This is a genomic window from Streptantibioticus cattleyicolor NRRL 8057 = DSM 46488 (assembly GCF_000240165.1).
Lineage (GTDB): Bacteria > Actinomycetota > Actinomycetes > Streptomycetales > Streptomycetaceae > Streptantibioticus > Streptantibioticus cattleyicolor.
Map to the genome: position 1 here is coordinate 795653 of NC_017586.1, position 14163 is coordinate 809815.

Consider the following 14163-nt stretch of genomic DNA (forward strand, 5'->3'; position numbering starts at 1 on the left):
CGAACGGCCCCCGCGGGACACGCCTGACGACCTCACCGGCGCCCGGCCGCGATGGCGCGGCCGGGCGCACGCGTCTCAGCGGCCGGCGCTGTCGACCACCGTCGACCACTCGTCCAGCAGCGCCTGCGCGGAGGCGTCGTCCGGTCCCTCGGCCCACAGCCGGGTGACCGCCTCGGCCGGGTCGGGCAGCACCATCACCCAGCGCCCGTCGGCCTCGACCACCCGCACGCCGTCGGTGGTGTCCACCGAGCGGTCCCCGGCCGCCTCGACCACCCGTCGCATGACCAGCCCCTTGACCGCCCACGGCGTCGCCAGCTCCCGCTTGAGCACATGGGCACGCGGGATCCGGGCATCGATCTGACTGAGCGTCAACTGGGTGCGCGCGACGAGCCCGGTGAGCCGGACGAACGCCGCCGCGCCGTCGAAGACGCTGCTGAACTCCGGCACGATCAGCCCGCCGCGGCCGTCACCGCCGAAGATGGTGCCCTCGGTACGGCACACCCGGGTCAGGTCGTCCGGGGAGGTGGTCGTCCACTCGACCTGGGTGCCGTGGTAGGCGGCGACCTGTTCGGCGATGCGGGTCGTGGTGACCGGCAGCGCCACCCGTCCGCTGCGTCGCTCGGCGGCCACCAGGTCCAGCATGACCAGCAGCGCCCGGTCGTCCTCCACGATCCGGCCGCGCTCGTCGACCAGCGAGATCCGCTCGCCGACCGGGTCGAAGCGCACCCCGAAGGCGGCCCGCGCGGAGGCCACGATCTCGCCCAGCCGCACCAGCCCGGCACGGCGTTCGTCGGCGGTCTCGGTCGGCCGTCCCTCGTCCAGACCGGGGTTGATGGTCAGCGCATCCACCCCGAGCCGGCCCAGCAGGCTGGGCAGCACCAGGCCGGCGCTGCCGTTGGCCGCGTCCACCACGACCTTCAGGCCCGACTCGCGCACCCCGGTGGTGTCCACCGCCCGCAGCAGGGCGCCGGTGTAGGAGTCGAAGACGCTGGACGGGAAGGTGAGGTCGCCGATCTCGCCGGGGAACGCGCGGCGGTACTCCTGACGGGCGAAGACCCGGTCGAGTTTGCGCTGCCCGGCCTGGGAGAGGTCGGCGCCGCGTTCGTCGAAGAACATGATGTCGACCGAGTCGGAGACCCCGGGGGTTGTGCGGATCATCAGGCCGCCCGCGCTGCCGCGCGCGGTCATCTGCCGGGCCACCGGCATCGGCACGTTCTCCAGGTCACGTACGTCGATCGCGCTCGCCTGGAGCGCGGAGATGACGGCGCGTTTGAGAGCGCGCGCGCCTCTGGAGTGGTCCCGCGCCGTGGTGACCGTGGACCCCTTCTTCAGGGTGGTGGCGTAGGCTCCGGCGATGCGCACCACCAGTTCCGGGGTGATCTCGACGTTGAGGATGCCGGAGACGCCCCGGGCGCCGAACAGATGCGCCTGGCCGCGCGATTCCCAGATCACCGAGGTGTTGACGAAGGCGCCGGCCTCGATGGTCTTGAACGGGTAGACGCGGACCGTGCCCGCGATGATCGACTCCTCGCCGATCAGGCACTCGTCGCCGATCACCGCCCCGTCGTCGATCCGGGCGGCCCGCATGACGTCGGTGTTCTTGCCGATGACGCAGCCGCGCAGGTTGCTCTGCGGTCCGACGTAGACGTTGTCGTGGACGACGGCCTTGTGCAGGAACGCGCCGGACTTGACGACCACGTTGGAGCCGATGACCGAGTGTTCTCTGATCTCCGCGCCGGCTTCCACCTTGGCGTAGTCGCCGATGTACAGCGGGCCGCGCAGCACGGCGTCGGGGTGGACCTCGGCGCCCTCGGCGACCCAGACGCCCGGGGAGATCTCGAAGCCGTCGATGTCGACGTCGACCCGCCCCTCCAGGACGTCGGCCTGGGCCTTGACGTAGCTCTCGTGGGTGCCGACGTCCTCCCAGTAGCCCTCGGCGACGTAGCCGAAGACGGGCTTGCCTTCCTTCATCAGCTGCGGGAAGACGTCACCGGACCAGTCGACCGGGACATCGGGCTCCACGTAGTCGAACACCTCGGGTTCCATGACGTAGATCCCGGTGTTCACGGTGTCGGAGAAGACCTGGCCCCAGGTGGGCTTCTCCAGGAAACGTTCGACCCGGCCCTCGTCGTCCACGATGGTGATACCGAATTCCAGTGGGTTGGGCACCCGGGTCAGGCAGACGGTGACCAGCGCGCCCTTTTCCTTGTGGAACCGGATCAGGTCAGTCAGGTCGAAATCGGTGAGCGCGTCACCGGAGATCACCAGGAATGGCTCGTCCTTGAGCGCCTCTTCGGCGTTCTTGACGCTCCCCGCGGTGCCGAGTGGCTTTTCCTCGTGGGCGTAGGTGAGGTCCATGCCGAGTTCGTCGCCGTCCCCGAAGTAGTTCTTCACGAGGGAGGCGAGGAACTGCACGGTCACCACGGTCTCGGTGAGACCGTGCCGCTTGAGCAGCCGCAGCACGTGCTCCATGATCGGCCGGTTGGCCACCGGCAGGAGCGGCTTGGGCATGCTTGAGGTCATCGGGCGAAGGCGGGTGCCTTCGCCGCCGGCCATCACGACGGCCTTCATGTCGGAAGCGTCCTCCTCGAAGAGACGGCGTTCGCACCGACCGAATCCCTGCGACGACCTGCCCGTATCGCGTTACGGGCACCCGGCCGCGGATGACTGTCTGCCGGGAATCGCGGACTCAGTCGGCTGTGGCGTCCGCCCTGACGAGTCGGCGGACCTGGACCACGTAGAGGATCCCTGCCCACCAGTAGAGCGTTGTACCCCATCCGGCGAACGCCCATCCGAAAATAGCAGCGATGGTGTGACCCCACCCGTCGCCCTGGCTCAGCAGGAGCAACGGGAACGCGTACATGAGGTTGAAGGTCGCCGCCTTGCCCAGGAAGTTGACCTGCGGCGGACCGTAGCCGTGGCGGCGCAGCACGAGGACGGCGACGCCCAGCATCAGCTCACGCGCCACCAGGACGGCCGTCAGCCACCAGGGGAGGATCTCCCGCCAGGTGAGGCCGACCAGGGTGGAGAGGATGTAGAGCCGGTCGGCCGCGGGGTCGAGGATTCGGCCAAGACTGCTGATCTGATTCCACCGGCGGGCGAGCTTGCCGTCCAGGTAATCGCTGATCCCGCTGAACGCCAGCACCAGCAGCGCCCAGCCGTCGCTCTTGGGACCGCCGAACTCGGGACGCAGAATGAGCCACAGGAACACCGGCACGCCGACCAGCCGCGCCATGCTGAGGATGTTGGGGATGGTGAGGACCCGGTCGGTCTGCACCCGTGTCTCCTGGACCTCCACCCGGACTGCCTTCCTGTAAGCCGCTGCGGTACGCGCGGGTATCCGCGCCCCATGACCTTACCTGGGCGTGGGACGCACCCGGTAAGGGGGCGGTGGGGCGTGGAACGCGAAGAAGCCCTGCCGGTGCGTTACACACCGACAGGGCTTCCCCTGACAAATTGTTCGGCGGCGTCCTACTCTCCCACGGGGTCCCCCCCGCAGTACCATCGGCGCTGAAAGGCTTAGCTTCCGGGTTCGGAATGTAACCGGGCGTTTCCCTAACGCTATAACCACCGAAACACTATGAAGTAAACAACCAGACCACACAACACACCCTACACGGGGATTGTGACGGTTCGTTACCTCAGAACCTACACAGTGGACGCGAGCAACCTATGGACAAGCCCTCGGCCTATTAGTACCGGTCAACTCCACCAGTCACCTGGCTTCCATATCCGGCCTATCAACCCAGTCGTCTACTGGGAGCCTTACCCCATCAAGTGGGTGGGAGCCCTCATCTCGAAGCAGGCTTCCCGCTTAGATGCTTTCAGCGGTTATCCCTCCCGAACGTAGCCAACCAGCCATGCCCTTGGCAGAACAACTGGCACACCAGAGGTCCGTCCGTCCCGGTCCTCTCGTACTAGGGACAGCCCTTCTCAAGACTCCTACGCGCACAGCGGATAGGGACCGAACTGTCTCACGACGTTCTAAACCCAGCTCGCGTACCGCTTTAATGGGCGAACAGCCCAACCCTTGGGACCGACTCCAGCCCCAGGATGCGACGAGCCGACATCGAGGTGCCAAACCATCCCGTCGATATGGACTCTTGGGGAAGATCAGCCTGTTATCCCCGGGGTACCTTTTATCCGTTGAGCGACGGCGCTTCCACAAGCCACCGCCGGATCACTAGTCCCAGCTTTCGCTCCTGCTCGACCCGTCAGTCTCACAGTCAAGCTCCCTTGTGCACTTACACTCAACACCTGATTGCCAACCAGGCTGAGGGAACCTTTGGGCGCCTCCGTTACCCTTTAGGAGGCAACCGCCCCAGTTAAACTACCCATCAGACACTGTCCCTGATCCGGATCACGGACCCAGGTTAGACATCCAGCACGACCAGAGTGGTATTTCAACAACGACTCCACCCAAGCTGGCGCCTGAGCTTCACAGTCTCCCACCTATCCTACACAAGCCGAACCGAACACCAATATCAAACTGTAGTAAAGGTCCCGGGGTCTTTCCGTCCTGCTGCGCGAAACGAGCATCTTTACTCGTAATGCAATTTCACCGGGCCTATGGTTGAGACAGTCGAGAAGTCGTTACGCCATTCGTGCAGGTCGGAACTTACCCGACAAGGAATTTCGCTACCTTAGGATGGTTATAGTTACCACCGCCGTTTACTGGCGCTTAAGTTCTCAGCTTCGCCCTGACGAATCAGAGCTAACCGGTCCCCTTAACGTTCCAGCACCGGGCAGGCGTCAGTCCGTATACATCGCCTTACGGCTTCGCACGGACCTGTGTTTTTAGTAAACAGTCGCTTCTCGCTGGTCTCTGCGGCCACCCCCAGCTCACCGTGCACGACGGATCACCAGGAATGGCCCCCCTTCTCCCGAAGTTACGGGGGCATTTTGCCGAGTTCCTTAACCATAGTTCACCCGAACGCCTCGGTATTCTCTACCTGACCACCTGAGTCGGTTTAGGGTACGGGCCGCAACAGCACTCACTAGAGGCTTTTCTCGACAGCATAGGATCATCCACTTCACCACAATCGGCTCGGCATCAGGTCTCAGACTATGTGTCATACGGATTTGCCTGCATGACGTCCTACACCCTTACCCCGGGACAACCACCGCCCGGGCTGGACTACCTTCCTGCGTCACCCCATCGCTCACCTACTACCACGTTGGACCGGCGGCTCCACCACTCCCCCTCACTCCGAAGAGATCAGAGGCGGCTTCACGGCCTTAGCATTCGAGGATTCAGCGTTGGCGCACTGCCACGGGTACCGGAATATCAACCGGTTGTCCATCGACTACGCCTGTCGGCCTCGCCTTAGGTCCCGACTTACCCTGGGCAGATCAGCTTGACCCAGGAACCCTTAGTCAATCGGCGCAAGAGTTTCCCACTCTTGTATCGCTACTCATGCCTGCATTCTCACTCGTGAACCGTCCACAACTACCTTCCGGCGCTGCTTCACCCGGCACACGACGCTCCCCTACCCACCCACACCCTCGTTGGAGGTATTGTGTGAGTGACACGACTTCGGCGGTGTACTTGAGCCCCGCTACATTGTCGGCGCGGAATCACTTGACCAGTGAGCTATTACGCACTCTTTCAAGGATGGCTGCTTCTAAGCCAACCTCCTGGTTGTCTCTGCGACTCCACATCCTTTCCCACTTAGCACACGCTTAGGGGCCTTAGTCGATGCTCTGGGCTGTTTCCCTCTCGACCATGGAGCTTATCCCCCACAGTCTCACTGCCGCGCTCTCACTTACCGGCATTCGGAGTTTGGCTAAGGTCAGTAACCCGGTAGGGCCCATCGCCTATCCAGTGCTCTACCTCCGGCAAGAAACACACGACGCTGCACCTAAATGCATTTCGGGGAGAACCAGCTATCACGGAGTTTGATTGGCCTTTCACCCCTAACCACAGGTCATCCCCCAGGTTTTCAACCCTGGTGGGTTCGGGCCTCCACGAAGTCTTACCTCCGCTTCACCCTGCCCATGGCTAGATCACTCCGCTTCGGGTCTTGAGCGCGCGACTGACTCGCCCTGTTCGGACTCGCTTTCGCTACGGCTACCCCACACGGGTTAACCTCGCCACGCACCGCAAACTCGCAGGCTCATTCTTCAAAAGGCACGCAGTCACGACCGCCAAGCAAAACCTGACGGCGACGCTCCCACGGCTTGTAGGCACACGGTTTCAGGTACTATTTCACTCCGCTCCCGCGGTACTTTTCACCATTCCCTCACGGTACTATCCGCTATCGGTCACCAGGGAATATTTAGGCTTAGCGGGTGGTCCCGCCAGATTCACACGGGATTTCTCGGGCCCCGTGCTACTTGGGTGGCTCTCAAGCAAGCCGCTGATGTTTCGACTACGGGGGTCTTACCCTCTACGCCGGGCCTTTCGCATGCCCTTCGCCTACACCAACGGTTTATAACTCGCCGACCGGCCGGCAGACCGGTCAAGAAAGCTCCCACAACCCCGCCTGCGCAACCCCTGCCGGGTATCACACACAAACGGTTTGGCCTCATCCGGTTTCGCTCGCCACTACTCCCGGAATCACGGTTGTTTTCTCTTCCTGCGGGTACTGAGATGTTTCACTTCCCCGCGTTCCCTCCACACTGCCTATGTGTTCAGCAGTAGGTGACAGCCCATGACGACTGCCGGGTTTCCCCATTCGGACACCCCCGGATCACAGCTCGGTTGACAGCTCCCCGGGGCCTATCGCGGCCTCCCACGTCCTTCATCGGTTCCTGGTGCCAAGGCATCCACCGTGCGCCCTTAAAAACTTGGCCACAGATGCTCGCGTCCACTATGCAGTTCTCAAGCAACGACCCATCCCCCACACCCAACACCTCACGGCGCCTTCGGCGAGACCGGTCTCCATGTCCGAGGGGACTCATCGTTCCCTCAGGACCCAACAGCGTGCCCGACACCACCCCGCTCAAGGACCACGTTCCACGCCGAAGCAGTACTAGTGCCCATCACAAGGACGTGCCGAATAGTCAACGTTCCACCCATGAGCAACCGTGCGAGACACTCGCTCGCATCCGGCTATGTGCTCCTTAGAAAGGAGGTGATCCAGCCGCACCTTCCGGTACGGCTACCTTGTTACGACTTCGTCCCAATCGCCAGTCCCACCTTCGACAGCTCCCTCCCACAAGGGGTTGGGCCACCGGCTTCGGGTGTTACCGACTTTCGTGACGTGACGGGCGGTGTGTACAAGGCCCGGGAACGTATTCACCGCAGCAATGCTGATCTGCGATTACTAGAGACTCCGACTTCATGGGGTCGAGTTGCAGACCCCAATCCGAACTGAGACCGGCTTTTTGAGATTCGCTCCACCTCACGGTATCGCAGCTCATTGTACCGGCCATTGTAGCACGTGTGCAGCCCAAGACATAAGGGGCATGATGACTTGACGTCGTCCCCACCTTCCTCCGAGTTGACCCCGGCAGTCTCCCGTGAGTCCCCATCACCCCGAAGGGCATGCTGGCAACACAGGACAAGGGTTGCGCTCGTTGCGGGACTTAACCCAACATCTCACGACACGAGCTGACGACAGCCATGCACCACCTGTACACCGACCACAAGGGGGACCCTGTCTCCAGGGTTTTCCGGTGTATGTCAAGCCTTGGTAAGGTTCTTCGCGTTGCGTCGAATTAAGCCACATGCTCCGCCTCTTGTGCGGGCCCCCGTCAATTCCTTTGAGTTTTAGCCTTGCGGCCGTACTCCCCAGGCGGGGAACTTAATGCGTTAGCTGCGGCACGGACAACGTGGAATGTCGCCCACACCTAGTTCCCAACGTTTACGGCGTGGACTACCAGGGTATCTAATCCTGTTCGCTCCCCACGCTTTCGCTCCTCAGCGTCAGTATCGGCCCAGAGATCCGCCTTCGCCACCGGTGTTCCTCCTGATATCTGCGCATTTCACCGCTACACCAGGAATTCCGATCTCCCCTACCGAACTCTAGCCTGCCCGTATCGAATGCAGACCCGGGGTTGAGCCCCGGGCTTTCACATCCGACGCGACAAGCCGCCTACGAGCTCTTTACGCCCAATAATTCCGGACAACGCTCGCACCCTACGTATTACCGCGGCTGCTGGCACGTAGTTAGCCGGTGCTTCTTCTGCAGGTACCGTCACTTGCGCTTCTTCCCTGCTGAAAGAGGTTTACAACCCGAAGGCCGTCATCCCTCACGCGGCGTCGCTGCATCAGGCTTTCGCCCATTGTGCAATATTCCCCACTGCTGCCTCCCGTAGGAGTCTGGGCCGTGTCTCAGTCCCAGTGTGGCCGGTCGCCCTCTCAGGCCGGCTACCCGTCGTCGCCTTGGTAGGCCATTACCCCACCAACAAGCTGATAGGCCGCGGGCTCATCCTGCACCGCCGGAACTTTCCACCCCAGGGCATGCGCCCTAAGGTCGTATCCGGTATTAGCCCCGGTTTCCCGGAGTTATCCCAGAGTGCAGGGCAGATTGCCCACGTGTTACTCACCCGTTCGCCACTAATCCACCCCGAAGGGCTTCATCGTTCGACTTGCATGTGTTAAGCACGCCGCCAGCGTTCGTCCTGAGCCAGGATCAAACTCTCCGTGAATGCTTCCGGGCTATCCCGGTGACACAGTCACGAGAGCGGCACGGGCCGGAGGAATAATCCGGTCCGTGCACAGCGTCCTCGCTGTGTTTTCTTCAAAGGAACCTCATCCATCCAGGCCGTCAGGCCCGGCGGACGGGGTATCAACATATCTGGCGTTGACTTTTGGCACGCTGTTGAGTTCTCAAGGAACGGAAGCTTCCTTCGTTGCCGTTTCCGGCCCCTCCGGGCTTTCCCTTCGTTGTCTCCAGCTTATCAGATCCTTTCGGGCCCGATTTTCGCTGGATTTGCGTTCCGGCCTTTCGGCTTTCCCGCTGCCCCGACTTTAGCAGAAGCTTTCCGCCGGATTTCCCACCGCGTTCCCGTCGAACTGTTCCCGGACATGCCGGTGTGCTCGTCGGTCGCGGCGGTTGTGCCAAGGTACTGGAGCCTCGGTGACGAAGCAAATCTCCCGGCCCCGAGGGCGTTCGCGGCCCGGGAGGAGGGGCTGCGGGAGGGGGTGATCGGGATCGGACATCAGGGATCAAACGCCCAGTGGTCTGGACCGGTCGAAGATGACTTACGCTGCTCTAGCGGTAACGCCGTCCGGTACAGGATGGGGCGGCGCCTCTGAACTCCGCACATAGGAGGCTTCCCATGACGACGACTGTGACGTCCCCTCTGCCCGGACGCGCGATCGGGCTGGCCGCGGTGCCCGACCCGGTGTTCTCCGGGGCGATGGTGGGCCCCGGCACCGCGATCGATCCGGTGCGGGAGCCGTCCACCGCCGTCTCGCCGGTGAGCGGAGTCATCGTTTCCCTGCACCCGCACGCGTTCGTGGTCGTGGACGACCAGGGACACGGCGTCCTCACCCACCTCGGTATCGACACCGTGCAGCTCAACGGTGACGGTTTCGAGCTGCTGGTGGCCAAGGGCGACACCGTGGAGCGCGGTCAGCCGGTGGTGCGCTGGAACCCGGCCGCCGTCGAGGCGGCGGGCAAGTCGCCGGTGTGCCCGGTCATCGCCCTGGAGGCCGCCGCCGAGGCGCTGGCCGATCTGCGCGAGGACGGCGAGATCGCCTCCGGCGACCAGCTCTTCGCCTGGAACTGACACCGCGCCCGCGAGGCGCCGACACATGCCAACGCGGCGGACCACCCGCCGCACGTACCGGAGACGGGTGAGATGGAGACAACGCTGCGAGGCGTCGGGGTGAGCCACGGCGTGGCGATCGGCGAGGTACGGCACATGGGGACCGCGGTCCTCGAACCGCCGGCCAAGCAGATCCCGGCCGACGAGGCACCGCGTGAGCAGAGCCGGGCGCGGCAGGCCGTGGAGGCCGTCGCCGCCGACCTGATCGCGCGCGGCAACCTGGCGGGCGGTGAGGCCCAGGCGGTGCTGGAGGCCCAGGCGCTGATGGCCCAGGACCCGGAGCTGATCGCGGACGTGGAGCGGCGGATCGCGGTGGGGAGCACCGCCGAGCGTGCCGTGTACGACGCCTTCGCCGCGTACCGGGCGCTGCTCGCCGGTGCCGGGGAGTACCTGGCCGGCCGGGTGGCCGACCTGGACGACGTGCGCAACCGCATCGTGGCCCGGCTGCTGGGCGTGCCGATGCCGGGTGTGCCGGACAGCGACGAGCCGTACGTGCTGATCGCGCGGGACCTGGCGCCGGCGGACACCGCGTTGCTCGACCCGGCGCTGGTGCTCGGCTTCGTGACCGAGGAGGGCGGGCCGACCAGCCACAGCGCCATCCTGGCCCGGGCCATGGGGGTGCCCGCGGTGGTGGCGCTGCCGGGCGCGATCGAGCTGGCCGAGGGCACCGTGGTCGCCGTCGACGGCAGCACCGGTGAGGTCTTCGTGAACCCCAGCGCGGACAAGCGGGCCGAGCTGGAGCGGGCCGCGGCCGAGCGGAAGGCGGCGCTGGCCGCGTCCACCGGGCCGGGGGCCACCTCCGACGGCCACAAGGTTCCGCTGCTGGCCAACGTCGGCGGCCCGGGCGACGTGGCGGCGGCGGTGGAGGCGGGCGCCGAGGGCGTCGGCCTGTTCCGTACCGAGTTCCTCTTCCTGGACGACAGCACGCGGGCGCCATCGGAGGAGAAGCAGGTCGCGGCGTACCGCTCGGTGCTGGAGGCGTTCCCCGAGGGCCGGGTCGTGGTGCGGGTGCTGGACGCGGGGGCGGACAAGCCGTTGGAGTTCCTGACCCCGGGTGACGAGCCCAACCCGGCGCTGGGCGTGCGGGGGTTGCGGACCCTGCTCGACCACCCGGAGGTGCTGCGGACCCAGTTGCGGGCGCTGGCCACCGCGGCGGCGGGGCTGCCGGTGCACCTGGAGGTCATGGCGCCGATGGTGGCCGACCGCGTCGACGCCAAGGCGTTCGCGGACGCGTGCCGGGAGGCGGGGCTGCAGGCCAAGTTCGGCGCGATGGTGGAGATCCCGTCCGCCGCGCTGCGGGCCCGGGCCATCCTCCAGGAGGTGGAGTTCCTGTCGCTGGGCACCAACGACCTGGCGCAGTACACCTTCGCCGCCGACCGGCAGGTCGGCGCGGTCTCGCGGTTGCAGGACCCGTGGCAGCCGGCTCTGCTCGACCTGGTCGCGGCGGCGGCGGAGGCCGCCCGTGCCGAGGGCAAGAGCTGTGGTGTGTGTGGTGAGGCGGCCTCCGATCCGCTGCTGGCGTGTGTGCTGACCGGTCTGGGCGTGACCAGCCTGTCGATGGGTGCCGCGGCCATTCCCTACGTGCGGGCCACGCTGGCCAAGTACACGCTGGCGCAGTGTGAGCGGGCCGCGGCGGCGGCGCGGGCGACCGACACGGCCGAGGAGGCCCGGGTCGCGGCGCAGGCGGTGCTGTCCGGGGAGTGATCCCGCCTCCCGGCTCAGGAGGGCGTCCCGCCATGGCGGCGGGGCGCCCTTCGTCGTCCGTGCGGACCGGTCGGTCAGGAGCGGTCATCCGGTGAGGGGCGGCAGCGGGATGCCCGCGGTGTATTCGACGCCGGGTTCGGGAGGGATGGGGTCGCCGGTGCGGGGGTCGGTGCAGTAGGCATCAAAAACCTCGCCTTCGGTGAGCGGCCGGAGTCCGTCCCCGGTGACCGTCCAGCCGCGTACCCGGTCCGGGACGTGGCGGTCGGGCGTGCCGGTGGTGCGCAGTACGAGGCCGCCGGGGCCGGCGTGGGCGAGGGCGGCGGCGAGCACGGTGCACAGGACGAGGGCGTCGGCCTCGGGCAGGTGGACGGTGCCGTCGTCGGCGTGGTGGGCGTGGAGCGCGGCGGTGAGCGGTGGTTCGGTGAGCGGGACGCTGCACACCAGGTGGTGGGTGCCGGGGCCGGCGGCGGTGAGGAGCGCGGTCAGGGCCGTGGTGGCGTGTTCGAGGAACGGTTCGGGGTCGTGGCCGGCGCGGACCAGGACGTCGGTGGCGTGCGTCCAGGTGGTGTGGTGGTCGGTGGCGGTGCGCAGTTCGGCGACGAGGTGGCCGAGGGGCTGGCCGTGGTAGGGCACGGTGACGCCGCCGGCGGCGACTTCGGCGGTGTAACGGGCGCGGCTGGCGGGGGTGTCGGGGTCGCGCCCGGTGGCGGCGCAGTAGTCGGCGAACTCGGCGGGGTCGAAGAGCACGACGCGTACGTGGATGCCCTGGGTGTCGAGCGAGCGCAGCAACCCCTGGGTCCGGCGCAGGTATTGGGCGTGGTCGTCGAAGAGGAACGTGGTGTAGGCGTCGCGCATGGCGGCGAACTCCCGTGGCCCGGGCAGGAGACCCACCGTGCTGGGGACCTCGCGGCGCATGGCCTGCCGCACCGCGCGCCGTGAGCCGCGGCGAGGCGGCCCGCCCTCCCCCGCGCCCCCGGAGCCCCGAGGGCCCTGAGAGCCCCCGGAACGCGGGACGTTCCGTACGCCGCCGGAACTCCCGCTGTGCTGCCCGCCGTTGCGGCTCGGTTGCCGGCGATGCGTGTCTGTCATGGCTTCCCCCTGGGCATGACGGTGTGAGTGGCTGCGGTGGTCCGTCCGTCGTGACGACATCGGAACCACTCGTCACTCACCGTAATCGAGGGGTCTGACAATCGAGGGCGGCCGTCGACCCGACGGGCTTTAATTGACCGGTCGTTCTCGAATGGGCTACGGTCCTGGCATGGCCCGCACCAAGGAGTTCGATCCGGACGCAGCGCTCGACGCCGCGCTGGAGTTGTTCTGGCGGCGTGGTTACGAGGCGACGTCGATGGCCGATCTGGTGGAGCATCTGGGGATCGCCCGGGCCAGCGTGTACGGCACGTTCGGCAGCAAGCGGGAGCTGTACCTCAAGGCGCTGGACCGGTACCAGGAGAGCACCGCGGAGGGGACCCTGGCGGCGTTGTCGGAGCCGGGGCCGGCGTTGCCCGCGGTGCGCCGGCTGGTGGAGGCGTTCGGGGCGCAGACGCTCCAGGACGCCGAGCGGCGCGGCTGCTTCGTCACCAACACCGCGGTCGAGCTGGCCGGTTCGGACGCGGAGGCGGCCCGCCGGGTGGAACGTAGCTGGGACGGGCTGGAGTCGGCCATCGCCGGCGCGCTGACGAGGGCCCGTGCCCAGGGCGAGCTGGCCGCCGGCCAGAACCCGACGGCGCTGGCGCGTTTCCTCGTCGTCCTGTTGCAGGGCCTGCGGGTGATGGGCCGGGCGCGGCCGGAGCCGGAGCGGGTCCGGGACGCGGTGCGCGCCGCCCTCGCCGTGCTCGACGGCTGACCGCCCTCGTCCACGGGCGCGCCACCGTGCGCCGAAGTCCGTGACCGTCCATGCCGTTATTCGAGACCGTTCGTTCTCATTACTTTCCCAGAGGACTTTCCAAGAGGAGCAGCATCATGAGCGCAGCACGCTTCGCCGGGCGCACCGTTCTCGTCACCGGGGGCAGCGGCGGCATCGGTCGGGCGGCGGCGGTGGCCTTCGCCGAGGAGGGGGCGTCGGTGGTGGTGACCGGCCGCCGGGAGGCGGAGTTGAAGGAGACCGTCGCCCTGATCGAGAAGACAGGCGGGCGGGGAGCCGCGGTGGTCGCCGACGTCACCGTGGCCGAGGACGCCGAGCGCATGGTGGCCGAGACCGTCCGCCGGTTCGGCGGGCTGGACGTGGCCTTCAACAACGCCGGGGTGCTCGACGGGATCGGCCCGGTCTCCGAGGTGGGCGAGGATGCCTGGCGGCGGCTGCTGGACGTCAACCTCACCGGGGTGTGGCTGTCGATGAAGTACGAGATCGCGCACATGAAGGCGCACGGCGGCGGGACCGTGGTCAACACCTCGTCGGTGCTCGGCTGGCACCGGCGGGCCCCGGGCACCGGCGCCTACGCGGTCTCCAAGGCGGCGGTGAGCGCCCTGACCCGGGCCGCCGCCCTGGACCACATCCGCGACGGCGTCCGCGTCAACGCGGTCAGCCCGGGGCCGATGGACACCACGATGTCGCTGCGGGCCGGTGAGACCGAGGCCGACCGGGACGCGCGGATGGCGCAGGAGTCGCCGATCGGGCGGACCGGGCGGCTGGCGGAGACCGTCTCGGCGGTGCTGTGGCTCGCCTCGGAGGAGTCGGCGTACACCGTCGGCCACGACCTGGTGGTGGACGGCGGGGCGAGCGCCTGAGTCACTGCGCGGTCC

7 protein-coding genes and 3 rRNA genes are annotated in these 14163 nt (G+C 66.6%); 4 read left to right on the forward strand and 6 right to left on the reverse strand.

What is annotated here, in order from left to right; genetic code table 11:
• Positions 1–75: 75 nt before the first annotated feature.
• From SCATT_RS03250 to SCATT_RS03270, 5 genes are all read right to left on the reverse strand, one after another.
• On the reverse strand, positions 76–2571 hold the full coding sequence (locus SCATT_RS03250) for a mannose-1-phosphate guanyltransferase (protein ID WP_014141491.1): 2496 nt from the start codon (positions 2569–2571) through the stop codon (positions 76–78).
• A 118-nt stretch (positions 2572–2689) separates the two neighbouring features.
• A complete protein-coding gene (locus SCATT_RS03255) occupies positions 2690–3298 on the reverse strand; it encodes a CDP-alcohol phosphatidyltransferase family protein (RefSeq protein ID WP_014141492.1) in 609 nt (202 codons plus the stop codon).
• Positions 3299–3458: 160 nt separating this feature from the next.
• Positions 3459–3575: ribosomal RNA gene (gene rrf / locus SCATT_RS03260) — 5S ribosomal RNA — on the reverse strand.
• A 97-nt stretch (positions 3576–3672) separates the two neighbouring features.
• A 23S ribosomal RNA gene (locus SCATT_RS03265) occupies positions 3673–6795 on the reverse strand.
• Between the two features lie 274 nt (positions 6796–7069).
• Positions 7070–8595: ribosomal RNA gene (locus tag SCATT_RS03270) — 16S ribosomal RNA — on the reverse strand.
• Together the 16S, 23S and 5S rRNA genes form the textbook arrangement of a ribosomal RNA operon.
• Before the next feature lie 633 nt (positions 8596–9228).
• On the opposite strand from SCATT_RS03270, the gene SCATT_RS03275 reads away from it, so the two are divergent.
• Together SCATT_RS03275 and ptsP are read left to right on the forward strand one after the other, a co-directional pair.
• Positions 9229–9681 carry a PTS sugar transporter subunit IIA gene (locus tag SCATT_RS03275; RefSeq protein WP_014141494.1) on the forward strand — a complete coding sequence of 151 codons (453 nt, stop codon included), beginning with the start codon at positions 9229–9231 and terminating at the stop codon, positions 9679–9681.
• Between the two features lie 72 nt (positions 9682–9753).
• Entirely contained in the window at positions 9754–11424 is a 1671-nt protein-coding gene (gene ptsP, locus SCATT_RS03280; RefSeq protein ID WP_014141495.1) for a phosphoenolpyruvate--protein phosphotransferase, read from the forward strand.
• Positions 11425–11508: 84 nt separating this feature from the next.
• Here the strand turns inward: ptsP and SCATT_RS03285 are convergent, their stop codons facing one another.
• Positions 11509–12339, reverse strand: a complete 831-nt coding sequence (locus tag SCATT_RS03285; protein ID WP_014141496.1) for a hypothetical protein — start codon at positions 12337–12339, stop codon at positions 11509–11511.
• A 343-nt stretch (positions 12340–12682) separates the two neighbouring features.
• Between SCATT_RS03285 and SCATT_RS03290 the strand changes: the two genes are divergently transcribed.
• The gene (locus SCATT_RS03290; protein WP_014141497.1) at positions 12683–13267 is read left to right on the forward strand and encodes a TetR/AcrR family transcriptional regulator; all 585 of its coding nucleotides are present in this window, start codon (positions 12683–12685) and stop codon (positions 13265–13267) included.
• A 116-nt stretch (positions 13268–13383) separates the two neighbouring features.
• Positions 13384–14148: an SDR family NAD(P)-dependent oxidoreductase gene (locus tag SCATT_RS03295; protein ID WP_014141498.1), complete on the forward strand. Its 765-nt coding sequence runs from the start codon at positions 13384–13386 to the stop codon at positions 14146–14148.
• The last annotated feature ends 15 nt before the right edge of the window (positions 14149–14163 follow it).

What these genes read in the sequence shown, in the direction of transcription:
- SCATT_RS03295 (WP_014141498.1), top strand. Translation starts at nt 13,384, where the DNA reads ATGAGCGCAGCACGCTTCGCCGGGCGCACCGTTCTCGTCACCGGGGGC.
- SCATT_RS03250 (WP_014141491.1), bottom strand. Translation starts at nt 2,571, where the DNA reads ATGAAGGCCGTCGTGATGGCCGGCGGCGAAGGCACCCGCCTTCGCCCG.
- SCATT_RS03285 (WP_014141496.1), bottom strand. Translation starts at nt 12,339, where the DNA reads ATGCGCCGCGAGGTCCCCAGCACGGTGGGTCTCCTGCCCGGGCCACGG.
- SCATT_RS03290 (WP_014141497.1), top strand. Translation starts at nt 12,683, where the DNA reads ATGGCCCGCACCAAGGAGTTCGATCCGGACGCAGCGCTCGACGCCGCG.
- SCATT_RS03275 (WP_014141494.1), top strand. Translation starts at nt 9,229, where the DNA reads ATGACGACGACTGTGACGTCCCCTCTGCCCGGACGCGCGATCGGGCTG.
- ptsP (WP_014141495.1), top strand. Translation starts at nt 9,754, where the DNA reads ATGGAGACAACGCTGCGAGGCGTCGGGGTGAGCCACGGCGTGGCGATC.